We start from the raw sequence: 24,205 nt of genomic DNA, 5'->3' as shown, positions 1-24,205 counted from the left end.
GTACTCAGTACCCACAACGGCGTCGCCCCCATCATGACGGCGCCCCGAGAACTCGGGATGGCACGTGCTCGACCGCAACGATGCGCTGCGGGATGCGCTGAAACGCGCGGCGTCGGCGTTCAAGGCGCACGGCCCACAGTTCGCGCTGGCCGGAAGCTATGCGCTGTGGGTCTACGGCGCGCCCGAACCGGTGCACGACGTCGATTTCGTGGTCGCCGAGACTGATTCGGAGGCGGCCGAGGTGGCGCTACGCAAAGCCGGATTCCAGATCGTGCACGTCCCAGAAGACTGGCTGTTCAAGGCCTATCCCGACGACGATGTCCTGGTCGACGTGCTCTATCAACTCAACGGGGTGTCGGTCGATGATGCGCTCTTGGGCAGTGCCGAGGTGCTCGATGTGCTCGCGATCCGGATGCCGGTGTTGACGCCGACGCTGGTGGTCTCGGAAAAGTTGCGCTCGCTCAACGAACACCACTGCGACTTCGCAGCACTGCTGCCCGCGGCCCGCGCGGTGCGCGAGAAGGTCGACTGGGATGCCGTGCGGGTGGCGACCGCCGACAATGATTTCGCCGCCGCCTTCCTGACGCTCGTCGACCGGCTCGGTATCACATAGCCCGCTGTGAGGCGGCGTGTAGACGGGCGGCGACAGCGCGGACCGCCGTTGCCACCTCCGGCGGTTCGAGTACCTCGAAGTCGTAGCCGACCGTGGCGAAGTACAGCACCATGCGCTCGGGGTCGTCGGCGCCGGCCGTGACGATGCAGGCGTCGGGCCCGTCGGCCTCGACAGTGGCCGATGCCGGTGGAAACTTCTGTGCCACAACCTTTTGCGGTGCGTGGTAGCGCACACGGGCGCTGTAGCGGTACGGCGAGGAACTGATCGAGCGACGCACGTATTCGGCGGCGTCCGGAGCCTCGCGCGGGGTGAACGTGCTGCCGCGGGCCGCGACCGCCGACATCCGGTCCAGCCGCAGGCTGCGCCAGTCTTCACGGTCACGGTCGTAGGCCATGAGGTACCAGCGACGCCCGGTGGTCACGAGCTGATAGGGCTCCAGCCTGCGCTGGGTGTGATTGCCACGGATGTCGGTGTAGTCGGTGCCGACGTGTTCGCGATCGCGGCAGGCCCGGGCCAGGGTCATCAGCACCTCGGGTTCCACCGGCGCATCCGACGAGTCCGGGGCCAGGGTGATGGTCGCGTCGTGCACCGCCGATACCTGAGAGCGCAGCCGCGCGGGCATCACCTGGTCGAGTTTGGACAGCGCCCGCAGGGCGGACTCCCCGACGCCTGCGACGCTTCCGCCGGCCGCCAGCCGCAGGCAGACGGCCATCGCGACCGCCTCGTCCGGGTCGAGCAGCAGCGGCGGTAGTGCCGCGCCGGCTCCGAGCTGGTAACCGCCACCCTGCCCCTTGCTGGCGTGGACGGGGTATCCGAGCTCGCGCAGCCGCTCGATGTCACGGCGGACGCTGCGGGTGGTGACGTCGAGCCGTTCGGCCAGCTCCTCACCGGTCCAGACGCGGCGCGACTGCAACAGCCCGAGGAGTTGCAGCACGCGGCCGGTGGTTTCACTGCTCACGACCATGCAAGAAGTCTGCCGCACGTTTAGGACCGAATCTGTCCTATATGGGTGAGAACGTATTCCCATGTGGACAAACCTGCTCGCCGACCAACTGGACTTCCACTGGACACATCAACTGAGATCACGCCTGGACGGACTGACCGACGACGAGTACTTCTGGCAGCCCGTGAACGACTGCTGGACGGTGCACCCCGACGGCGGCATCGACTTCACTTACCCACCGCCACAACCGGAACCGTTCACCACCATCGCGTGGCGGCTGGCGCACGTCATCGTCGGCGTGTTCGCGATGCGCAGCCACTCGCACTTCGGCGGACCGCCGGCCGACTACGAGTCCTGGCCCTACGCGACCGATGCCGCCACCGCCCTGGAACAACTCGACGACGCGTACCGACATTGGATCGACGGGGTTCGGGGCCTCGACGAGAATGACCTGGCGAAGCCGGTCGGTCCGGCCGAAGGCCCGTGGGCCGAGCACCCGATGGCCGAGTTGGTGCTGCACATCAACCGGGAGGTAATCCACCACGGCGCCGAAATCGCCTGCATCCGTGACCTTTACACACATTCAACCCAATCCCAGGAGAACTGAACAATGCCAGGAATGCCCCCGCCCGCCGTCGACGAACGCCAGACCCTGATCGAGTTCCTCGCCTTTCAGCAGAACGCCTTCCTCGCGGTGGCCCATGGCCTGACCGATGAGCAGGCCCGGTCCACGCCGTCGGTGAGCGCGCTGTCGGTCGGCGGCCTGATCAAGCACGTCACCGCAGTGCAGAAGAGCTGGGCCGCCCGCGCCGAGTACGGGCCGGAGTTCCCGCCGGCAGATCCCCGTCCGTTCGAGGAGCAGGCGGCCGAGTACGCCGATCTGTACGTGATGCGCGAGGACGAGACCCTCGCCGGCCTGCTCCAGGCGTTCAAGGCCCAGAATGCCGAGACGTTGCGCGTTTTCGCCGAGCGGGATCTGGACACCGCGGTTCCGGTGCCCCACGACGTGCCGTGGTTCCCGCAGGACGTCGACAACTGGTCGGTGCGGTGGGTGGCCATGCACCTGATCGAGGAACTCAGCCGGCACGCCGGTCACGCCGACATCATCCGCGAATCCGTCGATCGCGCAACGATGTACGAGTTGCTGGCGGCCGAGGAACAGTGGCCCGAGACCGAGTGGATCAAGCGCTGGCGGCCGGTTGAGGCCTAACGGCTCTGAGCGATCACCGGCCGAGAACCAGCCGGAGCGCATACTCCACCACCACCCCAAGGTCGTCGCCCAGGTTCCCGCCCAGCCACTGCTGGGCGAGCTCGGCCATCGCACCGGTGTACATGGCCGCACCGACCTGGGCGGCGACGGGGTCCGAGCCGGGTTTGAGCCGGCCACCCTCGGACAGCACAGCCTCACGCAGCAGGTCCTGGGTCGCCGCGCGCCGCGCCGCCAGCACCGGATTGGCCCTGGCGTCGGTGAACAGCACCCGCCCTCGCCGTGGATCGGCCGAACTGAAACCCAGGACGGCGGCGATCCCGGCGCGGGTCCGGGCCGGGAGGGAGTCGCCGGCGCCGGCCATCGCGGCGTCGACGTCGACGGCCAGGGCCGCGCTCACCTGGTCGTACACCGCGCCCAGTAGGTCGTCGGTGTCGGCGAAGCTCTCGTAGAAGTAGCGGGTGTTCAGGCCGCATTCGCGGCAGACCGAGCGCACCGACAGTGCGGCCTCACCACCGTCCCCGAACAGCCGAAAGGCCGCGTCGACGAGCTGCGCGCGACGTTCGGCGCGGCGGTCCGTCAGCGGCACGCCGGCCCATCGAGTCGGGCTGGACGTTTCGGGCATTCCTACAGATTAGATCTGGTCACACCCGTACCCAAAATGTATTCTGGCTACAGACGTAACCAGAAGGGGGTTCACGGTGGACATGCCGCATCAGGTGCTTCAGCAGATGCTGCAGCGGAAGTTCGACAAGGACATTCGCCAGCATTACTTCCGCGGCATGGAATTCGCCGGGCCCGCCGGCGATCCGGGGTGGTTCGGCCCGGGCAGCGCTGTCTGGCATGTCCACTCCCACACCGAGGCGTTGATCTTCGGCCTGCAGTGCGCCGCCTATATGGAACGCCTCGATCCGTCGATCTATTGGATGGGCATGCACCATTCCCGGCTGGTCAAGCGGGACGAAAACGGTGAGGCCGCCGGAGTTCCTCAGATCGATCCGGAAGGCGCAGCGGTACGGCTGGGCCACTCGATCGCCTTCTTCATCGGCACTGCCTACGGCAACACCGAAACCGCCGAGCGGGTGGCAAAGACCGTCCGCGCGATGCATCACACCATCAAGGGCACCCGTCCCGACGGTGCGGTCTACGACGCCGACGATCCGGACTGGTTGCGCTGGAATTACGCGACCGTGGTGTGGGGACTGGCCACCGCGCACGAGCTCTACCATCCGAACCCGTTGCGCGGCAAGAAACTTGACCGCTACTACAGGGAGTTCACCCGCGTCGGGCACGCGCTGGGCGGCACCGACCTGCCCACAACCAAGGCCGAGACGCTGGATTGCCTGCATTCCTACCTGCCCAAGCTGGCGCTGACCCACGGTGCCGCCATGGCCACCGGTCCCAACCTGCCCATGCCGCAGAGCGCCGTGGACTGGGCCATCCGCGACACCATGCCCAAGTGGGCCAAACAGCTGATCGGGCACACCGATCCGAACCCGATCGAGCGGGCCGGCCGGCGCGCCCTGGTGTGGTCGATCATCAACGGATTGCACACCGCTGCGGGCACCACGAACGAATTCCGGGACGCGCAGAAGCGCGTCGCCGACGGCATCGATCCCGCACTGGCCCCGCACACCGAGCCCACCTACGCGCCCGGAAGCGACCCGGTTGTGAGCCGGGAAGAGCTCGAGGAGAGTTTCGCATCGGTGTGACGCAGGGCACAGATGTTTTTGGCCGGACCGTGGCCTTTGAGACACTGCAGCTATGAGCACTACGCCGCCCAAAACCAAGCACCGTGAGGTCGCCAGGTTGTCCCGGGTGCCGCTGCCCGTGGAGGCCGCCCGTATCGGCGCCACGGGTTGGCAGATCACCCGCACCGGGGTCCGCGTTGCCGCCAGCATGTTCGGCAGCGGATCTCTGCAGCAAAAGATCATCAAGCAGGTGCCTCAGACGTTCTCCGACCTGGGTCCCACCTACGTCAAGTTCGGCCAGATCATCGCGTCGAGCCCGGGCGCCTTCGGTGAGCCGCTGAGCCGCGAGTTCCGCGGCCTGCTCGACCGCGTGCCACCGGCAAATGCGGAAGCCGTGCACCAGCTGTTCAAAGAAGAACTCGGCGATGAGCCGACCAACCTGTTCAAGAGTTTCGACGACAAGCCGTTCGCCTCGGCCTCGATCGCGCAGGTGCATTACGCCACCCTGCACAGCGGCGAGGAGGTGGTGGTCAAGATCCAGCGCCCGGGTATCCGCCGTCGCGTCGCCGCGGACCTGCAGATCCTCAAGCGCGGCGCGCAGCTGGTGGAACTCGCCAAGCTGGGCAGGCGGCTGTCGGCCCAGGATGTGGTCGCCGACTTCGCCGACAATCTCGCCGAGGAGCTCGACTTCCGGCTGGAAGCCCAGTCGATGGACGCCTGGGTGTCGCACATGCACTCCTCGCCTCTGGGCGAGAACATCCGCGTGCCGCAGGTGTACTGGGATCTGACCAGCCAGCGGGTGCTGACGATGGAGCGGGTCACCGGGGTCCGGATCGACGACGTTGCCGCGATCCGCAAGAAGGGCTTCGACGGCACCGAACTGGTCAAGGCCTTGCTGTTCAGTGTGTTCGAGGGCGGCCTCAAACATGGCCTGTTCCACGGCGATCTGCACGCGGGCAACCTCTACGTCGATGACAACGGCAAGATCGTGTTCTTCGACTTCGGCATCATGGGCCGCATCGACCCTCGCACCCGGTGGTTGTTGCGCGAGCTGGTGTACGCCCTGCTCGTCAAGAAGGACCATGCGGCGGCCGGCAAGATCGTGGTGCTGATGGGGGCCGTGGGAACGGTGAAACCCGAGGCGCAGGCCGCCAAGGACCTGGAGAAGTTTGCCACCCCTCTCACCATGAAGTCGCTCGGCGATATGTCCTACGCCGAAATCGGCAAGCAGCTCTCGGCACTGGCCGAAGCCTATGACGTCAAGTTGCCCCGCGAACTCGTGCTGATCGGCAAGCAGTTCCTCTATGTCGAGCGCTACATGAAGTTGTTGGCACCCAAGTGGCAGATGATGAACGACCCCCAGCTCACCGGGTACTTCGCCAACTTCATGGTGGATATCAGCCGGGAGCACAAAGAGACCGACGAGCGCTTGCGCGAGGAGAATCCAGCGGGAGCGGCCGAGTCCGATTCTGACGGAAACGAGATCTGAGTGGCCGGCATGAGGGTGCGGAGCGGATTCGCCAAATCGTCAGCCCAGCCCGGTGACGTCGACATCTATTACGAGGACATGGGCGACCCGAACGATCCGGCCGTGCTGCTGATCATGGGCCTGGGTGCGCAGATGTTGTTGTGGCGCACCGGATTCTGCGAAAAGCTGGTGAATCAGGGCTTGCGCGTCATCCGCTACGACAACCGGGACGTCGGCCTGTCCACGAAGCTGTCCGGCAAGCGGGTGGACACTCCTCTCCCGCTGCGGATGGCTCGATCGTTCCTGGGCTTGCGCAGCCCATCGGTCTACACGCTGGAAGATGTCGCCGACGACGCTGCCGCCCTGCTCGATCACCTGAACATCGACACCGCTCACATCGTCGGGGGCTCGATGGGTGGGATGGTCGCCCAGGTTTTCGCCTCCCGGTACGCGCAACGCACCAGGTCGCTCGCGGTGATCTTCTCCAGCAACAACCAGCCGCTACTGCCGCCGCCCGGCATCAAACAGCTGCTGTCGGTCATCACCGGCCCGCCCGCCGATTCGTCGCGAGAAGCCATCATCGACAACGCCGTTCGGATCAGCAGAATCAACGGCAGCCCCGGCTACCCCACTCCCGAGGAACAGATCAGAGCCCAGGCCGCCGAACTGTACGACCGCGCCTACTACCCGGCCGGCATCGCCCGGCATTTCGATGCGATCCTCGGCAGCGGCAGCCTGCGCCACCACGACAAGCGGATCGAAGCGCCCACCGTGGTGATCCATGGACGCTCCGATCGCCTGATGCGCCCGTCCGGCGGGCGCGCGGTCGCCCGCGCGATCGGCGGCGCGCGCCTGGTGCTGATCGACGGCATGGGCCACGAGCTACCGGAGCCCGTGTGGGACGAGATCGTCGGCGAACTCAAGACAAACTTTGCCAACGCAAGCTAATTGTCTGCAGATGCAACGTTAATTTCACTAACAAGTGTTTGCTATCGCCTGAAAACTCGGTAGCTGGCCGAATTGCCCCTACAGTCTGTGTCAGCAGTCTGGGGGGCGGCTAGGTCAAGACGTGGCGTAGCGCAGCTCTACCCGGGTCGATCTCTGCCAAAGAGGTGCCCCACGTGGCCAATACTCCCGGAAAACTCAAACCACACTTCGACGACGTACAAGCCCATTACGACTTGTCCGACGAGTTCTTCGCCGTGTTCCTGGATCCGAGTCGGACCTACAGCTGCGCGTACTTCGAGCGCGACGACATGTCGCTGCAGGAAGCCCAGTCGGCGAAGATCGACCTGGCCCTCGGCAAGCTCGGCCTGCAACCCGGAATGACACTCCTAGATGTCGGATGCGGTTGGGGCGCAACGGTTATGCGTGCGGTCGAGCACTATGACGTCAACGTCATCGGCCTCACGCTCAGCCGCAACCAGGCCGCGTACGTGCAAGAGTTGTTCGACGGGTCCACCAGCCCACGCAGCAAGCGGGTGCTGCTCGCCGGCTGGGAGGAATTCGACGAGCCGGTGGACCGGATCGTGTCCATCGGGGCGTTCGAGCATTTCGGGCCGGACCGCTACGACGACTTCTTCCGCTTCGCCCATCGCGTCCTACCGGACGACGGCGTGATGCTGCTTCACACCATCACCGCGATTCATCCCAGGTGTGCTCACGAACGCGGCATCCCACTCACCTTTGAGCTGGCCAAGTTCATCAAGTTCATCCTCACCGAGATCTTCCCCGGCGGACGCCTGCCCACGATCGAGATGGTCGAGGAGCATGCGCAGCGCGCCTCGTTCAGCCTGACGCGGCGGCAATCGTTGCAGCCGCATTACGCACGCACCCTCGATCAGTGGGCGGCCAACCTGGAGGCCAACCATGACGAAGCCGTGCGGATCCAGTCGCAGGAGGTCTACGACCGCTACATGCGGTATCTCACCGGCTGCGCGAACCTCTTCCGGGTCGGCTACACCGACGTCAACCAGTTCACCCTGCATGTCTCCGGATGATTTCTTCGCCAACGATGTCACCTCGGCGCATTTCCGCAGGCAACTGCCGACAAATAGTCCGCCTAACACAATGATCTTGTTTGCCCACGAAATTGGTTGATGCAAGCGGTAACACGGCCCGGGCAGTACCCTGCGGTAGTCTGAGCTTCTCGAAGAGACAACTACGGCCTGGAGCATATCGGTTATGTCCAAATTGACACCGAAATACGAAGAACTGCAGTCGATCTACGACATTTCAAATGAATTCTATGAACTGTTTCTAGGCCCGACAATGGGTTATACGTGCGGCTATTTCGAACGCGAAGACATGACCGGCGACGAGGCCCAGATGGCCAAGTTCGATCTGGCACTGGGCAAGTTGGGTCTCGAACCGGGGATGACGCTGCTTGACATCGGATGTGGTTGGGGCGCCTGCATGGCCCGCGCCATCGAGAAGTACGACGTCAACGTCATCGGCCTGACGCTGAGTGGCGAACAGCGTGAATACGCCATAGACAAACTCGCCAAGATTCCCACCAACCGCAACGTCGAGGTCAGGCTGCAGGGCTGGGAGGAGTTCGACGACAAGGTCGACCGGATCGTGTCGATCGGCGCATTCGAGCATTTCGGATTCGAGCGTTATCCGGCCTTTTTCGAGACGGCGTACAACGCATTGCCCGATGGCGGCATCATGTTGCTGCACAACATCACCGGATTCGACCTTCGTCAAGGCCAGAAACTCGGCCTGCACATGACGTTCGAAGATGCCCGGTTCGCCCACTTCATCATGACCGAGATCTTTCCTGGTGGTCGACTGCCGTCGGTGGAGATGGAGCAGGAGAAAGCCACCGAGGCCGGGTTCAAGCTCACCCAGCTGCAGGAGATCGGCCCGCACTACGTCCGGACGCTCAAGATCTGGGCCGAGGCGCTCGAGGCGCACAAGGACGAGGCCATCGCGATCCAGGGCCAAGAGGTTTACGACCGCTACGACAAGTACCTCAACGGCTGCCAGAAGTACTTCGCCTCGGGCCACATCAGCGTGCATCAGTTCACGTTGCAGAAGTAGCCGCCGAAAACATCTCCCGCAGAGTGTCGGATCCCGGCAGCCTCGTTCGTCGGATGGGTAGAGAGTGGAACAGAGGGTTTCGCTCGCTGACACCGGGAGATGACGATGCATTACTTCGCGTTACTGATCAGCCAGGATGTCGAACTCACACCCGAGCAGCGGGCTGAGGGCATGGCTGCCTTCCAGGCTTTTCACACCAAGGCCGAGTCGGCGATCCGGGCGGGTGACGCACTGGACCGGGCTGCCACCGCTACCCGCATCGCCGGCGGGCCGGACCACCCGACGGTGACCGACGGCCCGTACGCCGAGGGTGCGGAGGTGGCCTGCGGCTACTACGTGTTCGAGGCCGACAATCTCGACGAGGCACTGGCGCTGGCCCGCGACATCCCGGTCGCCCAGTTCGGTGCGGTCGAAGTGTGGCCGATGGTCCACTGGCAGGCTCCCGAGCAGCCGCTGGGCAACGATTGGCTGGCACTGCTGCTGGAGCCGCCGGAGGACGTCAACACGCCGGGAACCGACGAATGGAATCGGCAGGCGGGGTTGCATGTCGAGCTCGCCAAGACCATCGGCGATCAGACCCTTGCCGGCGCGCCGTTGCATCCGCCGTCCACCGCGACCACCGTGCGGGTCCGCGACGGCAAGGTGACGCTCACCGACGGCCCGTACGCCGAGGGTGCGGAGGTGGCCAACGGCTTCTACGTGTTGCGGGCCGCGGATCGCGACGAGGCGGTCAAGCTGGCGTCGATGATTCCGGCCTCGGCCATCGAGGTCCGCCAATTGTCGGGCGTCGCGGGGCTGTAGTCGCCCGTGAGTCAGCTGGACGGCGTCTTTCGGCGTGAGTGGGGTCCGGCCGTTGCGGCGCTCGCGCGATGGTCTGGCGATCTCACGGTGGCCGAGGACGCCGTCCAGGAGGCCTGTACGCAGGCGCTGCGGGTATGGCCGGCCGAGGGGGTGCCCGCCAAACCCGGCGCATGGCTGATCACGGTGGCACGTAACCGGGCGCTGGACCGCCTGCGCCGCGAATCTGCCCGTCCCGGAAAGGAACTCGCGGCCGTGTACGACGAGGTGACGGCGCGCAGCGGCAACGCGGACGAGCTGCACCCGGTGCGCGACGACGAACTGCGGATGATGTTCACCTGCGCTCATCCCGCGCTGGACCGCGGCTCGCAGCTGGCGTTGACGCTGCGGTTGATCTCGGGCCTCACGGTCACTGAGATCGCCCGCGCCCTGCTGCAGTCCGAGGCCGCGGTAGGGCAGCGAATCACCAGGGCCAAGAACAAGATTCGTGATGCCAACATCCCGTTGCGGGTGCCGCCGCGGGAGCTTCTGGCAGAGCGCACGCCGCACGTACTGGGCTGCATCTACTCGGTGTTCACCGAGGGCTACTGGTCCACCGGCGGGCCGTCGGCGATCCGCGACGAACTGTGCGACGAGGGCGTCCGGCTCGCCGGTGAATTGTGCTCACTCATGCCCGACAACCGTGACGCGCACGCCCTCGCCGCGCTTGTGCTGCTGCATGATTCGCGCCGCCGCACGCGGGTGGACGAGCACGGCGCGCTGATCCCACTGGACGAGCAGGACCGTAGTCACTGGGATCGCGGCCGCATCGCGCGTGGCCTGGAAGAGTTGCGGCTGGCCGAGGGCGCGCCCGGCTCGTATCTTCCTCAAGCCGTCATCGCGGCACTGCATGTGACGGCGCCTACCTGGCAGCACACCGACTGGGCCACCATCTGCCTGGCTTACGACCGGTTGGCCGAGATGACGGACTCTCCGGTGGTACGCGCCAATCGTGCACTCGCCGTTGGCTTTCGCGACGGCTTCCCGGCAGGGCTGGCCGCGCTCGACGAGGTGGCCGACGATCCGCGGCTGGCCCGCACCAACACGGTGGCCCCGATCCGCGCCGATCTGTTACGCCGGGCGGGCCGATGCGATGAGGCCGTGCGTTGGTACCGCGTCGCACTCGACGGTGACAACGGGTCCGCGCCGGCCGCGGCATTTCTCCGGCGTCGGCTCGCCGAATGTGCCCAGGACATCGCCCCAGAAATGCCGAATGGCCAGTTATGACACGCGATTCAGAGAATCTTGTGCCGTAACTGGCCATTCGAGCGAAGAGGCTACTCCTCGGTTCCGATGGTCGGATCCGCTGCGCTACTCCTCGGTGAAATTCCGGGTGACCGACGGGTCAACCGGGATACCCGGGCCCGTGGTGGTCGACACGGTGACCTTCTTGAGGTAACGACCCTTCGAGGACGACGGCTTGGCACGCAGCACCTCGTCGAGGGCGGCGCCGTAGTTCTCGGCCAGCTTGCCCTCGTCGAAGGAGGCCTTGCCGATCACGAAGTGCAGGTTGGCCTGCTTGTCGACACGGAAGTTGATCTTGCCGCCCTTGATGTCGGCCACAGCCTTGGTGACATCGGGGGTGACGGTGCCGGTCTTGGGGTTCGGCATCAGACCGCGCGGCCCCAGCACGCGGGCGATCCGACCGACCTTGGCCATCTGGTCCGGGGTGGCGATCGCGGCGTCGAAGTCCAGGAAACCGCCCTGGATCTTCTCGATCAGGTCGTCGCTGCCGACGACGTCGGCGCCGGCGGCCAGCGCCTGCTCGGCCTTCTCACCCACGGCGAAAACGGCGACGCGGGCGGTCTTACCGGTGCCGTGCGGCAGGTTGACGGTGCCGCGCACCATCTGGTCGGCCTTGCGGGGGTCGACGCCGAGGCGGATGGCGACCTCGACGGTGGCGTCCTGATTCTTGGAGGAGGTCTCCTTGGCCAGCTTCGCGGCTTCAAGCGGCGAGTAGAGCTTGTCCCGGTCGATCTTCTCCGCGGCTTCGCGATATGCCTTGCTGTTCTTGCTCATTGAAATTCCAATCGTGTTCTTGGAGTCGTGGTACGGGCCGATGCCAGCCCTGCCACAGGTGGTGACTCGATCGCTGCGCGCGACTTATTCGACCGTGATACCCATCGAGCGGGCGGTGCCGGCGATGATCTTCGACGCGGCGTCGATGTCGTTGGCGTTGAGATCGGCCTTCTTGGTCTCGGCGATCTCGCGCACCTGATCCCAGGTCACCTTGGCGACCTTGGTCTTGTGCGGCTCGCCCGAACCCTTCTGCACACCGGCTGCCTTGAGCAGCAGCTTGGCGGCGGGCGGGGTCTTCAGTGCGAAAGTGAAGCTGCGGTCCTCGTAGACGGTGATCTCCACGGGGATGACGTTTCCGCGCTGCGACTCGGTCGCGGCGTTGTACGCCTTGCAGAACTCCATGATGTTGACGCCGTGCTGGCCAAGTGCAGGACCGACCGGCGGGGCGGGGTTGGCCTGCCCGGCCTGGATCTGCAGCTTGATGAGCCCGGCGACCTTTTTCTTCGGGGCCATGCTTCTGGTGTTCCTTTACTTGCTCATCCAAGGGCGCGAACGCCCGTTGTTTCTAGCCGCTGTGGCGACTAAATCTTGGAGACCTGGTTGAAGGTCAGTTCGACCGGTGTCTCGCGGCCGAAGATGGAGACCAGCACCTTGAGCTTCTGCTGCTCGGCGTTGACCTCGCTGATGGAGGCGGGCAGCGTCGCGAACGGGCCGTCCATGACGGTGACGGACTCGCCGACCTCGAAATCGACCAGGATCTCGGGCCGTTCCAGGGTGGCCTCGGTGCTGGCACCGGCCGCGGCGGCGGCGCTGGCCTTGGCGGGCTTCTTGGCGGCGCCCTGCGGTAGCAGGAACTTCACCACGTCGTTCAGCGACAGCGGGGACGGACGCGAGGTGGCGCCGACGAAGCCGGTGACGCCCGGGGTGTTGCGCACCGCGCCCCACGATTCGTCGTTGAGCTCCATGCGCACCAGGATGTAGCCCGGCAGCACCTTGCGGTTGACCTGCTTGCGCTGGCCGTTCTTGATCTCGGTGACCTCTTCGGTGGGCACCTCGACCTGGAAGATGTAGTCGCCGACGTCCAGGTTCTGCACGCGGGTCTCGAGGTTGGCTTTCACCTTGTTCTCGTAGCCGGCGTAGGAGTGGATGACGTACCAGTCGCCGGGCTTGAGCCGCAGTTCCTTCTTGAGGGCGACCGCCGGGTCTTCCTCTTCGTCGGCAGCGTCTTCGGCAGGCGCCTCTTCGGCACCTGCTTCGCCATCGGCGTCTTCCGCCGGGGCCGACTCGGTCTCGGCGACTGTCTCGGTCTCGGCGGCCTCTTGGCCGTCAGCCAGATCGTCGGTCTGCGACTCGACTGCGTCGACGGCCGGTTGGTCCTCAGCCGGATCGTCGGCAACGGTCTCGTCGCCGTCGAACGTGGTCACGTTGTCAGTCCTCTCTCAAATTCCAGATCAGGTGCCGAACACAAGCGACACCAGCCGTGCCAGTCCAAGGTCGGCGCCGGAGATCAGCGCGACCATGAACACCAGGAAGACCAGCACCACCGTGGTGTAGCTGACCATCTGCTTACGGTTCGGCCAGATGACCTTGCGCAGCTCGGCAACGACCTGCCGCAGGTAGTTGACGACGAACATGATCGGGTTGCGTGAAGGTCCGGTGTTCTTGGCCTTCGCGTTCTTCTTGGCCTTCTTCGACTTGCCGGAGTCGGCCTCGGCGTCATCGCTCGACGCCTCACCCTCGGCGGCTTCGTCACTGTCGGCCTCGGCAGCCGCGCCACGACGGGTCCGCTTGCCGGTCGGGCGCAGCGGCCGTGTCACCACCGCGGTCTGACCGTGGGCGGTGTCTGTCGACCCGGTGTCGGTGCTGGCGTCGGTTCCAGTGTCGTCTGCGGAGCCGGCACCTTCGCGCTCGTCGCTCACCGCATGCTCCGTTCATTCCTAGCGGACTTGTTTGTTGCGGTCACCTTCCAGTGTCCACACGTTGTCGAGTATTCAGTTTGAGCAGGGGCGACAGGACTTGAACCTGCAACCTGCGGTTTTGGAGACCGCTGCTCTGCCAGTTGAGCTACGCCCCTCTGTTGGTGACGTGCTGGCACTCTCGTCACCGTACTGCGCCGAGGCTTACACAATTCGCGCGCTCTCCGATCGCTCGATGGTCAAGCCGACGGATAGCGCGCTGAAATGGGAAAAACCCCGGTGTCCGAGTGTACCCGGCGGGCGCGCCAGAAACTAATCGCGCCCACTCGGGACGACTACTCCCCGGCGGCCCTCCGAACGACCTTGCCGGTCTCCGGATCCCACTTGACCTGGATGGAATCGTCGGCGTCGTGGCCCATCATGGTGGTGATGGCTTCCAGGACCACCTCACCGTCGTCGTCGGTGCAGACGTTGTGGGTCACGACGATGTCGGCGCCGAAGCGCTCCTCGACCGAGGTGATCTCCATGATGGCGTGCAGCTGATCGCCTGCCTTCAAAGGCTTGCGGTAAAGGAACTTCTGGTCGACCTGGACGATCTGCTTGGTCTCCATGCCGACGTCGACGTTCTGGAAGAAGTGTTCCTGGACCAGCAGCGCCAGCGTGGAGGCGAAGGTGAGCGGAGCGACGAGGGTGTCATGCCCGAGTTCTGCGGCGGCAGCCTCGTCATGGCTGGCCGGATCCATGGCCTTGACGGCCTTGGCGTACTGGCGGATCTGCTCGCGGCCGATCAGGAAGGGATGCGGATATTTCCAGACCATTCCGCGGATGTCAGCCTTGAGTGCCATGGCCCAGATCTCCTTACGCGAGTTTTGCGGACGCAGTGGCGCGCCCGAAGATCTTCTTTCCGCCCGCGGTCGCCGAGATGGCGACGGTGACCAGTTTCTGCTCGGGGTCGACGGACTTGACGCGTCCGTTGAAGACGATTTCGGCGCCCACACCGTCGTTGGGGACGGGCACCACCGCGGTGAAGCGGACGTTGTATTCGGTGACAGCGGCCGGATCGCCGACCCAGGCGGTGACGTAGCCGCCGCCGAGGCCCATGGTCAGCATGCCGTGGGCGATCGCGGTGTCGAGGCCGACCTGCTTGGCGATCTCGTCATCCCAGTGGATCGGGTTGAGGTCGCCGGACACGCCGGCGTAGTTGACCAGATCTCCGCGGGTCAGCGGAATCACGCGCTCGGGCAGCGTGTCGCCGACCTTGACCGAACTGAATTCGCGCAGCGCCATCAGTTAAAACCCTCTTCTCCGTCGCCCGCACGCCCGGCCAGGGTCGTGTAGCTCTCCTGGACCACATCACCCTTGTCGTCGGTGATGATGTTCTTGGTCACGATGATGTCGGTTCCGTGCGCCTTACGAACGGAATGCACGTAGACGTCGCAGTAGAGCTTGTCTCCGGCCTTGATCGGCTTGAGGAACTTCAGTTCCTGGTCGACCTGGACGATTTGCGCGTCCTGGATGCCGATGTTGGCCCACTCGAAGAAGGCCCACTGCGCCTGGTAACCGAAAATGCTGATAAAGGTCAGTGGCGCCGGCAGTGAGTCGTGACCGAGCTCAGCTGCGGCTGCCTCGTCGTGGTAGAACGCATCGTCGTTCTTGACCGCGATCGCGTGTTCGCGAATCTTCTCGCGTCCGACCTCGTAGTGCTCAGGATGCCGGTAGTGCATCCCGACGATGTTCGTCGAAAGCCCCACAGCGAATGGCTACCGCGACTCTTTGTGCGGCTGGTGAGTGCCACAGTTCGGGCAGAACTTCTTGATCTCGAGCCGGTCGGGATCGTTGCGGCGGTTCTTCTTGGTGATGTAGTTGCGGTGCTTGCACACCTCGCACGCCAAAGTGATCTTCGGCCGTACGTCGGTACTCGACGCCACGTCAGTTCTCCCTGCTCAAAATCACGCTCTGCTTGTGATGTTCCTGTAGCGGTGGGGGGACTCGATCCCCCGACCTCACGATTATGAGTCGTGCGCTCTAACCAGCTGAGCTACACCGCCCCGATGATGCGAGTCGGCGCACGGCCTGCTCGTCCACCGAGCCCCCTAACGGAATCGAACCGTTGACCTTTTCCTTACCATGGAAACGCTCTGCCGACTGAGCTAAGGGGGCGTGTGCGCGTCCGTAGCCGCGCAGCCTTAAAGAGGGTACAGCTTCCCCGGCAGCCGCACCAAACCGCAGGTCAGCGCGGCCGCCAGGGCACTGTTTCGGCTGGTCGGCTAGTCCAGGAGCCAATCGTTGGGTGCGAACAGCTCGCAGTGCACCCGTTCGCCTGCGACGCCGCGCTCGCCCAGTTGGGTGCGGACCGCGTCGACGAATCCGGCGCCGCCGCACAGGTAATACGCGGCGTCGGCGGGCAGCTCGATGCCGTCGAGCTTGAGCAGGCCGGCGTGGACACCGGCGGCGCCGGCGGTGACGCCGTCCTCGTACCAGAGGTCGAGGCTCGCGTTGGGCAGCGCCTCGACCAGTTCGTGCTGGCGCTCCCGAAGCGGGTGGGCACTGTCGCTGCGGTCGGCGTGCAGGACGTGCACGCGGACGTCGGGTGCCTCGGCGGCCAGGAATTCGAGGATGCCGACCATCGGGGTGATGCCGATCCCGGCCGACACCAGCACCAGGGGTCCGTCGGGCCTGCCGCCGTTGTACAGGTCGCCGAAGGGAAGCGTGACGTCGAGCAGGTCGCCGACGCACAGATTGGCCCTCATCCAGGAGGAGACCTCGCCCGCGGGCTGGCCGGTGACGGCGTCGACGGGTTTGACCGCAAACGTCAGATCGGTGGATCCGGGTGCGCCGACCAGGCTGTACTGGCGTAGCTGACGGGCGCCGTCGGGCAGCGTCACACCGACCGAGACATATTGCCCGGGGGCGAAGTTGACGGGCTCGGTGGCGCGGACGGTGACCAGGACCGCGCCGGACGGGTCGTCGACGCGGGAGATGACGCGCAGTCGCCGGAAGACGTCACCGGGTTCCACGCCGGCGCCGGCGTACAGGTCACGCTCCAGGGCGATCAGGGTGTCGGCCATGATCCAGTAGACCCGGTCCCAGGCCTCGGCGACCTCGGGCGTCACCGTGTCGGCACCCAGCACCTCGACGATCGCGGCGAACAGGTTGTCGTGCACGATCGGGTACTGCTCGGCGGTGATGCCCAGCGAGGCGTGCTTGTGACCGATACGCGCAAGCAGGGCCGACGGGTGCGGCAGCTCAGGGTTCACCAGATGGGTGGCGAACGTGGCGATCGAGGCGGCCAGCGCGCGCTGCTGGGCACCCTGGGCCTGGTTGCCGCGGTTGAACAGGTTGCGCAGCAGCTCGGGGTGGTTGGCAAACAGCCGCCGGTAGAACTCCGAGGTGATCTCGTCGATGTGCGCGCCGATGAGAGGCAGTGTCGCCGAGACGATTTCGGCGTGGCGCGGCTCGAGTTCGTCGCGTACCGCTGACGGCTCGGGGCTGGTGACGGTCATCGGAGATTCCCTTCGGTTGTGAGTTGTAAAACAATCGGTAAGCGGTTGTCGGCCGTCAGGTCTGTCACGGTGTAGCGGTCGAGTTCGCGATAGAACGCCTCCTTCGCCTCGGCCAGCAGGCGCCGCAGCCGGCAGGCCGCGATCAAGGGGCACGGGGAGTCCCCACCGCATTCGATGACCTCGCGGTCACCTTCGAGTTCGCGCACCAGCAGGCCGATCGAGGCGTTGCGCCCGGCCTCGGTGAGCACGAGTCCGCCGACCCGCCCCCTCCGGGCATGCACCATGCCGAGCTCGGACAGCTTGGACACCGCCTTGGCGACGTGGTGCTCGGAGGCATTGGCGGCCGAGGCGATGGTGCGGGTGGTGATGCGCCGGTCCTCGGATTCACCCGAGGACAGCAGCATCAGCGTGCGGAGTCCCAAGTCGGTGAACCGGGTGAGGTGCATACCGATGACGTTAGTAATTCGGCATTTTTGATGCGAGTTTTATCGGAGTGGGGTCAAACACGCGATGACGTGCGGTTTTTAGACCTGCGCAGATGCGCGCGGAAGGCGATACGGAGCACGAATACCCTGAAACGCATGTCCGAGCCCAAGGCCCAAGACCGCTTGTACTTCCGGCAGTTGTTGTCCGGTCGCGACTACGCGGCCGGCGATGTGATCGCCCAGCAGATGCGCAACTTCTCCTATCTGATCGGCGACCGCGAAACTGGCGACGCCGTCGTGGTCGACCCTGCCTACGCGGCCAACGATCTCGTCGACGCGCTCGAGAGCGATGGCATGCGGCTGTCGGGGGTGCTGGTCACCCATCACCACCCCGACCACGTCGGCGGCACCATGGCGGGCTTCTCCCTCAAGGGCCTCGCCGAGTTGCTGGAACGCGAGAGCGTGCCGGTCCACGTCAACACCCACGAGGCGGACTGGGTCTCGCGGGTCACCGGCATCGCGCCGAGCGAGCTCACCGAGCACGTACACGGGGACAAGGTCGCTGTCGGCGCGGTGGAGATCGAGCTGCTGCACACCCCCGGCCATACGCCGGGCAGTCAGTGCTTCCTGCTGGACGGTCGACTGGTCGCCGGGGACACGTTGTTCCTCGACGGTTGCGGGCGCACCGACTTTCCCGGCGGCAATGTCGACGACATGTTCCGCAGCCTGCAGGCGCTGGCCCAGCTGCCCGGGGATCCGACCGTGTTCCCCGGCCACTGGTACTCCGAGGAACCGAGCGCGCCGCTCGATGAGGTGAGACGCAGCAACTACGTGTATCGGGCGTCGAACCTTGAGCAGTGGCACATGCTGATGGGCGGCTGATGAATCGTTCCAGTGAACCCACATGCGGAATCCACTGAATTGACGCCGCCGCAGCAGAGCAATCCCACCTTCTGATGAGCCATCTGCCACGGATTTCGTTGCCCATGCCGTTGCAATAGGAACTACGGGCCCTTTTGCGCGATTCGAGTAGTGCAATACTCAGGACATCAGCATCCCGACCCGGCAAAGTACTAGTCAGCATCAGTTGAGTAGTAGTTGACAGTCCCGCCGGGGGTCACCGTGAAGAACATCGTGTTGTGCTTCGACCACACAGACGAACATCCCGGATTCCGCGACGCATCGAATACCGAGATGCTGTTTCGGTTGCTGGACGGCACCGATCAGCTGACCTGGTATCACAGTGGAGCGGCGATCCGAAACAGCCGGCGAATCGCGCCGGGCCGCCATGGCGACTCGGTGAGCGAGGCCCGGGCAGCCATCGTCGAGGCCTACCGATTCCTCGGGGACGCCTGGGATCCCGGGGACCGCATCTTTGTCTTCGGTGGCGGCGAGGGCGGCCACCGCGCCGGTGAGCTGGCCACCCTGCTCGGCACGGTCGGCTTGCTGCCGGCGCACTCCGAAGTCGTACTCGACTACGCGCTGGCCACCTATGTGCTACCCCGCACGCCGCGGACCCCGCAGGACTGGCGGCAGATCAGGGTGCTGACGGCGCAACTGGTCGGCGACCGCGACCCAGCCGTACCCGTGCGATTCGTCGGCCTCTGGAACGCGACGGCCACCCGGGGCACGAAGCAGCGGATGGGTCCGCTACCCACCGTGGAATCGGGCCGCCATGCGGTGGCGGTGGACGGCGGGCGCCGGACCATGCGGTACTGCGAGCACCTCGACGAGGTCTGGTTCCGGGGTACCCGCCGCGATGTCGCCGGCGGCACCGGCGCGTGCTGGCCGCTTGCCGATATCGCGTTCGACTGGATCCTGGACGGGGCGATTGCCGCGGGGCTCGGGGTTGTCGACAAGACCGCCTGCCCCACCGATCTCGACGCGCTGTCGGGGACGACGCCGGCGATCGGTCGGTGCCGGCCCCCGCTGGACGCCAAGGTGCACGCCAGCGTGGAGCTGTATCTGCGTTCGCATCCGCACTATTGGCGGCGACTGCCCGCGCGTATCGAATGGGCCGATGCCGAGTGGCTGGCCCGAGGCGAGCGACTGGTACACACGCCGGTCACCGCGACCGCGCAGCGCGACATCCTCACCGCCGTCGCGTCGTGACATGGCAGCTTTTGACTGAAGTTTGCTGAGCCGGACTGCTGCCCCCATCGAAAGTCCGTGATATACCCACCTGGTGGGGATCATCGATTCAGTCACGGAGCGGGGGCGTGAGTTGGCTAGTTTCGACCCGGGTGCATGGACTGCGCTCGCGGCATGGGTGGCGATCGTCGTCGTCGTCATCGCATTGATCTATGCCTGGCGGCAGTACTTGAAGGCGAAGGAACGGCAGGCCGAGCTCACCCAGCCCAACGTGTCGATGTTCATGGAACCGAGCAGCGCCGATTGGCACCTGATCGAACTGGTGGTCCGCAACTACGGGCGACGGCCGGCCTACGGGCTGCGGTTCGAGTTCGCGAACCCGCCGACGGTCGGCAAATACGAAAGCTCCTACGACGACAACTTCGTCGATATCGTGCCGTTGAATCTGCCCGCCGAGATCCCGTATCTGGCGCCGTCACAGGAGTGGCGCATCGTGTGGGATTCCGCGCTGGACCGCAAGCAGCTCGGTGAGGCCATCGCGTCGCGTTTCGACGGAGCGATCACCTACTACGACGAGCCGGGCACGCCCGGCAAGCCCAGTGGCCGCAAGCTGCGCAACACCGCGGTGCTGGATTGGGCGACTCTGCCGCCGGTGGACCGCATGGAGCTGCTGACCACCCATGATCAGGCCCGGCGGGAGAAGCAGAAGCTGGAGCTGTTGCGCGGTGTACTGACCTATTTCCAGTACGCCGCCAAGGAGACCGACGAGCAGAAGCTGCGGACCGAGATCAACCGCATCAACGCCCTCGGCGCCGAGGCCCGGGTCCGCTGGCGCGACCGCTACGAGGCCAGCCACGACGATGACGACGACGATTACGACGATGACGATCCCGAGACCGACCTGATCAAGCCGGCGGCAACCTCCGGCAGGCGTCATCGGGCCTGATGCCACTCGCTACCATCGTGCGATGAGCAGCCTGGTGAGCTACGAGCTCAACGATGCCGTGGCCACGATCACGATGGACGACGGCAAGGTCAACGCACTGTCGCCTGCGATGCAGGCCGAGATCGGCGCGGCGCTGGACCAGGCGGGCGCCGGCGCGGCGGCCGGCGAGGTGAAAGCCTTGGTGCTGGCCGGTAATTCGAAAGTCTTCAGCGGCGGGTTCGACCTCAGTGTGTTCTCGTCCGGCGATGTGGCGGCAACCCTGGGCATGCTCGCGGGCGGTTTCGAGCTGTCGGTGCGGTGCCTGACGTTCCCGGTGCCGGTGATCATGGCCGCGACCGGGCACGCCATCGCGATGGGTTCGTTCCTGCTGTTGTCCGGCGATCATCGGGTCGGCTCGGTGACGACGCGGTGCCAGGCCAACGAGGTGAAGATCGGGATGACCCTGCCGAACGCGGCCATCGAGATCATGCGAATGCGCTTGACCCGGGCGGCTTTTCAGCGCGGGATCGCCATGGCCGCGGTGTTCACCGGCGATGCGGCGATCGCGGGCGGCTGGCTCGATGAGGTCGTCGAGCCCGACGCGGTGCTCGCCCGGGCCCAGCAGGTGGCGGCCGAGGCCGCGGCGACCCTGAACACCGGTGCGCATGTGGCCAGCAAGCTCAAGGCCCGCGCTGAGGCATTGACCGCGATTCGCGCGGGAATCGACGGGCTGGCAAAGGAATTCGCGGGCTAGTTCCGCTTCCTGCGGTCCCACCTGCCCCCTCTCCAGTAACGCTGTGGCGGTTTTCCCGCGGTTTTTCCGCCACTGCGTTACTGGCGTGATGCCCACGCCTTGGCGATGCGTCGGAGCACGTTGGCCTCGCCGTCACGGCAGGTAACTCGGACGACGATCCAGCGGTTTTCGATCATCTCGTCAACCCGCGCGATGTCCTTACGGAGGATGTCGGGATCGGCATGGTGCCGCCCTTCGTATTCGAGCGCGATCTTCAGATTGGGCCAGGCGAGATCGACCTCGCCGATCACCGCGCCGTATTCGTTGCAGACGGGATACTGCGTTTCGGGCCGCGGATAGCCGGCGCGAATGACCAAGAGCCGCAACCAGGTTTCCTGCGGCGACTCCGCGCCCGGATCCACCAACGCGATCGTGGCGCGGGCCTGCTTGATGCCTTTGCGGCCCGAGTGGCGTTCGGCCGCCGCCTCGATGTCAGAAACCTTCAGCCGGGCCGCCCTCGCCAGGGCGTCGATGGCCGCCACTGCGGTGTCTTCGGCGAACTTGCACGCCAAATCCACCGCGGTGCGGGCCGGATTGGTCAGTCGCATGTCGCCGATCTGACAGATTTCGTCCTCGTCGATGGCGTCGCCCCACGCGATGATCCCGCGGGCGGGGCGATGATTACTGTCGATGATGTAGGCGGGCAGGCTTGCGTCGATCCAGCGGGCGCCGTGCAATGCCGCGGCCGAGTAGCCCGCCAGCACCCCGCGTCGACGCGACCGCAGCCAACTGGCCTTGGCCCGCAACACCGCAGTGGGCTTGGTTCCTCTTGCGACGTAGACATCGCGGTGCACCGCGATGAACCGGCTACGCAGTGCGTGACGCGTCAGTGTGCCGGCCGCTATCGCCTCGCTGCCGATGAACGGTTCCCCCATACGCGGAGTGTGCCAACTGCCACGGACATCCTTGGCCAGTAACGCTGTGGCGGTTTTCCCGCGACTTTTCCGCCACTGCGTTACTGGCGTGAGTTCGTCCGCCCGCCTTCGGCCGAAAAACATGTATGCGCTATGCATATATGGTGCCCCGCTACAACCAACTCGACGAACTCCTGGTGCGCATCCACACCGTCCGGCAACGCCCCGGGTGGCGGCGCCGGCTGATCGACGCCTCGGGCAGCGTCCCGACCCTGTCGACACTGCGGGTGTTGCGGGCCGTCGAGCAACGGGCGAAGGCCGGGCAGAGCGCCTCGATCGGCGAGGTGGCCGAGTACATGGCCGTCGAGCACTCCACCGCCAGCCGCACCGTCGCCAATGTCGTCGCCGCCGGCCTGCTGACCAAAACCTTTGCCGCAGAGGACCAGCGCCGCTGCGTGCTCGCCCTCACCGACAAGGGCCGACAGGCACTGGCCGATGTCACCGAACGGCGCCGCGAGATGGTCGCCGAGACCGTCGCGCATTGGCGCGAATCCGACGTCGACACACTCGTCGACCTGTTGGAGCAACTGGTCAGCGATTTCGAGCGGAGCGTCTGTTCGTGAACACCCGGACGACGGCTCGCCCGCAGCCACGCGGCGCCCTGAAGCTCATGTTCGACCCGGTCTTCGGCGCGCTGTTCTGGGGCAAGATGTTCTCCGTCGTCGCGGTGTGGACGCACGGCATCGTGGCGGCCATCGTCATCTTCGACGCCACCGGCTCGGCCGTGATGGTGGGCATGGTGGGGGTCGCGCAGTTCCTCCCCCAGCTCATCCTGAGCCCGACCAGCGGCAAGTGGGCCGATGTCGGCGACCCGGCCCGCCAGATCCTGTGGGGCCGGGTGTTGTGCATCATCGGCTCCGGCTCGACCGCACTCTGGCTGACCCTGTCCCCCGACCTGCAGGGCACCGCCGCGGCGGTGCCGGTACTCGTCGGCTCCACGCTCGTGGGTTTCGGATTCGTCATCGGCGGCCCGGCCATGCAGTCGGTCGTGCCGAGCCTGATCCGCGATGGCGAGTTGGCAACGGCCATGGCGCTCAACAGCATTCCGATGACCATCGGCCGCATCCTGGGCCCAGCCATCGGCGCCTACCTGGCCGCCCACCTCGGCGCGGCGCCGGGCTTCGCGATCAGTGCGGGCCTGCACATGGTGTTCGCGGTGTTCCTGCTGCTGGTCACTTTCCCGGCTCGGCCTGAGCGCAGCCCCGGCGGGGACTACCGCGTGCGCGCCGCGCTGGCCTACGTCTGGCGGGACCGCCCGCTGCTGCTGGCCCTGCTGGCGGTGACGACGGTCGGGTTCGCCTCCGATCCGTCGATCACGCTCACCCCGTCGATGGCCGAGGACCTCGGTGGCGGCGCGCACCTGGTGGGCGCGCTGTCCGCGGCGTTCGGCCTCGGCGCGGCCCTCGGCATGGTGGTGCTGGCGACGATGCGTGGCCGGCTGGCGGCCGCCATGGTCTCGACCGTCGGACTGTGGTTGTTGGTGACCGGCTGCGCGCTGCTGGCACTGGGCACCGTGACAGCCTTGGCGCTGACCGGTTTCGCGGTCGCGGGGCTGGGTTTCGGTTGGGCGATGACGGGTCTGAGCACCGTCGTGCAGGAGCGGGCACCGGAGGAACTGCGGGGCCGCATCATGGCGTTGTGGCTCGTCGGGTTCCTCGGGTCGCGACCGTTCGCCGCGGCGCTGCTGGGCGGAGCGGCCGACCTGTTCAACGTGCGGGTGGCGTTCGTCATCGCCGGAGCGGTCACTCTGCTCGTCGCTCTGGTCACCCGGCCCGCCACGCTGTCCGCGCCAAACCCCGCGACCGTCTGACCCGG

The 24,205-nt window shown here is 65.8% G+C and carries 29 protein-coding genes and 3 tRNA genes; 16 read left to right on the top strand and 16 right to left on the bottom strand.

Annotated elements, in window-relative coordinates; translation table 11 throughout:
• Positions 1–64 precede the first annotated feature (64 nt).
• Positions 65–613 carry a nucleotidyltransferase family protein gene (locus H977_RS0104910; protein WP_029106803.1) on the top strand — a complete coding sequence of 183 codons (549 nt, stop codon included), beginning with the start codon at positions 65–67 and terminating at the stop codon, positions 611–613.
• Here H977_RS0104910 and H977_RS0104905 read toward each other — a convergent pair.
• Positions 606–1,577 carry a helix-turn-helix transcriptional regulator gene (locus tag H977_RS0104905; protein WP_029106802.1) on the bottom strand — a complete coding sequence of 324 codons (972 nt, stop codon included), beginning with the start codon at positions 1,575–1,577 and terminating at the stop codon, positions 606–608. The two genes, H977_RS0104910 and H977_RS0104905, sit on opposite strands and share 8 nt — an antisense overlap.
• Positions 1,578–1,638: 61 nt before the next feature.
• Here H977_RS0104905 and H977_RS0104900 point away from each other — a divergent pair, with 61 nt between their 5' ends.
• Positions 1,639–2,163, top strand: coding sequence for a DinB family protein (locus H977_RS0104900; RefSeq protein WP_029106801.1), 525 nt, complete (start codon positions 1,639–1,641; stop codon positions 2,161–2,163).
• Positions 2,164–2,166: 3 nt separating this feature from the next.
• Positions 2,167–2,766: a DinB family protein gene (locus tag H977_RS0104895; RefSeq protein WP_029106800.1), complete on the top strand. Its 600-nt coding sequence runs from the start codon at positions 2,167–2,169 to the stop codon at positions 2,764–2,766.
• A gap of 13 nt (positions 2,767–2,779) precedes the next feature.
• Here the strand turns inward: H977_RS0104895 and H977_RS0104890 are convergent, their stop codons facing one another.
• Positions 2,780–3,388: a TetR/AcrR family transcriptional regulator gene (locus H977_RS0104890; protein WP_029106799.1), complete on the bottom strand. Its 609-nt coding sequence runs from the start codon at positions 3,386–3,388 to the stop codon at positions 2,780–2,782.
• A gap of 76 nt (positions 3,389–3,464) precedes the next feature.
• On the opposite strand from H977_RS0104890, the gene H977_RS0104885 reads away from it, so the two are divergent.
• The 7 genes from H977_RS0104885 to H977_RS32570 all read left to right on the top strand — a co-directional run bounded on the left by H977_RS0104885 (position 3,465) and on the right by H977_RS32570 (position 11,031).
• Positions 3,465–4,475, top strand: coding sequence for an oxygenase MpaB family protein (locus H977_RS0104885; protein ID WP_029106798.1), 1,011 nt, complete (start codon positions 3,465–3,467; stop codon positions 4,473–4,475).
• A 52-nt stretch (positions 4,476–4,527) separates the two neighbouring features.
• Positions 4,528–5,943, top strand: coding sequence for an ABC1 kinase family protein (locus tag H977_RS0104880; protein ID WP_029106797.1), 1,416 nt, complete (start codon positions 4,528–4,530; stop codon positions 5,941–5,943).
• 9 nt (positions 5,944–5,952) lie between these two features.
• Positions 5,953–6,870: an alpha/beta fold hydrolase gene (locus H977_RS0104875; RefSeq protein WP_029106796.1), complete on the top strand. Its 918-nt coding sequence runs from the start codon at positions 5,953–5,955 to the stop codon at positions 6,868–6,870.
• A 173-nt stretch (positions 6,871–7,043) separates the two neighbouring features.
• Positions 7,044–7,922: a cyclopropane mycolic acid synthase family methyltransferase gene (locus tag H977_RS0104870; protein WP_155946526.1), complete on the top strand. Its 879-nt coding sequence runs from the start codon at positions 7,044–7,046 to the stop codon at positions 7,920–7,922.
• A 184-nt stretch (positions 7,923–8,106) separates the two neighbouring features.
• On the top strand, positions 8,107–8,967 hold the full coding sequence (locus tag H977_RS0104865; protein ID WP_029106794.1) for a cyclopropane mycolic acid synthase family methyltransferase: 861 nt from the start codon (positions 8,107–8,109) through the stop codon (positions 8,965–8,967).
• A 105-nt stretch (positions 8,968–9,072) separates the two neighbouring features.
• Complete coding sequence (locus tag H977_RS0104860) at positions 9,073–9,768, top strand: YciI family protein (RefSeq protein ID WP_029106793.1); 696 nt, start codon at positions 9,073–9,075, stop codon at positions 9,766–9,768.
• A 6-nt stretch (positions 9,769–9,774) separates the two neighbouring features.
• Positions 9,775–11,031, top strand: coding sequence for an RNA polymerase sigma factor (locus tag H977_RS32570; protein WP_051288679.1), 1,257 nt, complete (start codon positions 9,775–9,777; stop codon positions 11,029–11,031).
• A gap of 84 nt (positions 11,032–11,115) precedes the next feature.
• Here the strand turns inward: H977_RS32570 and rplA are convergent, their stop codons facing one another.
• The 13 genes from rplA to H977_RS0104790 form a co-directional block, all read right to left on the bottom strand.
• The gene (gene rplA, locus H977_RS0104850; protein WP_029106792.1) at positions 11,116–11,823 is read right to left on the bottom strand and encodes a 50S ribosomal protein L1; all 708 of its coding nucleotides are present in this window, start codon (positions 11,821–11,823) and stop codon (positions 11,116–11,118) included.
• Between the two features lie 84 nt (positions 11,824–11,907).
• Positions 11,908–12,336 (bottom strand): 50S ribosomal protein L11, encoded by a 429-nt coding sequence (gene rplK / locus H977_RS0104845; RefSeq protein ID WP_003881829.1) that lies wholly within the window; start codon positions 12,334–12,336, stop codon positions 11,908–11,910.
• A gap of 68 nt (positions 12,337–12,404) precedes the next feature.
• Positions 12,405–13,247, bottom strand: coding sequence for a transcription termination/antitermination protein NusG (nusG, locus tag H977_RS0104840; RefSeq protein ID WP_029106791.1), 843 nt, complete (start codon positions 13,245–13,247; stop codon positions 12,405–12,407).
• A gap of 27 nt (positions 13,248–13,274) precedes the next feature.
• Positions 13,275–13,742 carry a preprotein translocase subunit SecE gene (gene secE / locus H977_RS0104835; protein ID WP_029106790.1) on the bottom strand — a complete coding sequence of 156 codons (468 nt, stop codon included), beginning with the start codon at positions 13,740–13,742 and terminating at the stop codon, positions 13,275–13,277.
• Between the two features lie 82 nt (positions 13,743–13,824).
• Positions 13,825–13,897, bottom strand: a tRNA-Trp gene (locus tag H977_RS0104830).
• A 177-nt stretch (positions 13,898–14,074) separates the two neighbouring features.
• The gene (gene hadC, locus H977_RS0104825; protein WP_029106789.1) at positions 14,075–14,584 is read right to left on the bottom strand and encodes a (3R)-hydroxyacyl-ACP dehydratase subunit HadC; all 510 of its coding nucleotides are present in this window, start codon (positions 14,582–14,584) and stop codon (positions 14,075–14,077) included.
• 13 nt (positions 14,585–14,597) lie between these two features.
• Positions 14,598–15,026, bottom strand: coding sequence for a (3R)-hydroxyacyl-ACP dehydratase subunit HadB (hadB, locus tag H977_RS0104820; RefSeq protein WP_029106788.1), 429 nt, complete (start codon positions 15,024–15,026; stop codon positions 14,598–14,600).
• Positions 15,026–15,463 carry a (3R)-hydroxyacyl-ACP dehydratase subunit HadA gene (gene hadA, locus H977_RS0104815; protein ID WP_407661793.1) on the bottom strand — a complete coding sequence of 146 codons (438 nt, stop codon included), beginning with the start codon at positions 15,461–15,463 and terminating at the stop codon, positions 15,026–15,028. Before hadA ends, hadB begins: the two co-directional genes overlap by 1 nt.
• A 36-nt stretch (positions 15,464–15,499) precedes the next feature.
• Positions 15,500–15,667 carry a 50S ribosomal protein L33 gene (rpmG, locus tag H977_RS0104810; RefSeq protein WP_003881823.1) on the bottom strand — a complete coding sequence of 56 codons (168 nt, stop codon included), beginning with the start codon at positions 15,665–15,667 and terminating at the stop codon, positions 15,500–15,502.
• A gap of 46 nt (positions 15,668–15,713) precedes the next feature.
• Positions 15,714–15,787, bottom strand: a tRNA-Met gene (locus H977_RS0104805).
• A 39-nt stretch (positions 15,788–15,826) separates the two neighbouring features.
• Positions 15,827–15,899 (bottom strand) — tRNA-Thr (locus tag H977_RS0104800).
• 107 nt (positions 15,900–16,006) lie between these two features.
• Positions 16,007–17,242 (bottom strand): globin domain-containing protein, encoded by a 1,236-nt coding sequence (locus tag H977_RS0104795; RefSeq protein ID WP_029106786.1) that lies wholly within the window; start codon positions 17,240–17,242, stop codon positions 16,007–16,009.
• Positions 17,239–17,688: an RrF2 family transcriptional regulator gene (locus tag H977_RS0104790; protein ID WP_029106785.1), complete on the bottom strand. Its 450-nt coding sequence runs from the start codon at positions 17,686–17,688 to the stop codon at positions 17,239–17,241. The genes H977_RS0104795 and H977_RS0104790 overlap by 4 nt, the downstream gene beginning before the upstream one ends.
• 135 nt (positions 17,689–17,823) lie before the next feature.
• Here H977_RS0104790 and H977_RS0104785 point away from each other — a divergent pair, with 135 nt between their 5' ends.
• From H977_RS0104785 to H977_RS0104770, 4 genes are all read left to right on the top strand, one after another.
• A complete protein-coding gene (locus H977_RS0104785) occupies positions 17,824–18,549 on the top strand; it encodes an MBL fold metallo-hydrolase (protein WP_029106784.1) in 726 nt (241 codons plus the stop codon).
• Positions 18,550–18,765: 216 nt separating this feature from the next.
• Entirely contained in the window at positions 18,766–19,779 is a 1,014-nt protein-coding gene (locus tag H977_RS0104780; RefSeq protein WP_353587223.1) for a phospholipase effector Tle1 domain-containing protein, read from the top strand.
• A gap of 73 nt (positions 19,780–19,852) precedes the next feature.
• On the top strand, positions 19,853–20,704 hold the full coding sequence (locus H977_RS0104775) for a DUF8453 domain-containing protein (RefSeq protein ID WP_029106782.1): 852 nt from the start codon (positions 19,853–19,855) through the stop codon (positions 20,702–20,704).
• 22 nt (positions 20,705–20,726) lie between these two features.
• Positions 20,727–21,437, top strand: a complete 711-nt coding sequence (locus H977_RS0104770) for a crotonase/enoyl-CoA hydratase family protein (protein ID WP_029106781.1) — start codon at positions 20,727–20,729, stop codon at positions 21,435–21,437.
• Between the two features lie 77 nt (positions 21,438–21,514).
• On the opposite strand, the gene H977_RS0104765 is transcribed toward H977_RS0104770, so the two are convergent.
• A complete protein-coding gene (locus H977_RS0104765) occupies positions 21,515–22,351 on the bottom strand; it encodes a hypothetical protein (RefSeq protein WP_029106780.1) in 837 nt (278 codons plus the stop codon).
• A 125-nt stretch (positions 22,352–22,476) separates the two neighbouring features.
• Between H977_RS0104765 and H977_RS0104760 the strand changes: the two genes are divergently transcribed.
• On the top strand, positions 22,477–22,953 hold the full coding sequence (locus H977_RS0104760) for a MarR family winged helix-turn-helix transcriptional regulator (RefSeq protein ID WP_036475144.1): 477 nt from the start codon (positions 22,477–22,479) through the stop codon (positions 22,951–22,953).
• Positions 22,954–23,000: 47 nt separating this feature from the next.
• The gene (locus tag H977_RS0104755) at positions 23,001–24,200 is read left to right on the top strand and encodes an MFS transporter (RefSeq protein ID WP_051288714.1); all 1,200 of its coding nucleotides are present in this window, start codon (positions 23,001–23,003) and stop codon (positions 24,198–24,200) included.
• Positions 24,201–24,205: the final 5 nt, after the last annotated feature.

It is taken from the genome of Mycobacterium sp. URHD0025, assembly GCF_000426065.1.
In the GTDB taxonomy this organism is placed as follows: domain Bacteria; phylum Actinomycetota; class Actinomycetes; order Mycobacteriales; family Mycobacteriaceae; genus Mycobacterium.
The sequence above is the reverse complement of the archived record's forward strand: the minus strand, read 5'-3'. Positions and strand labels throughout refer to the sequence as shown.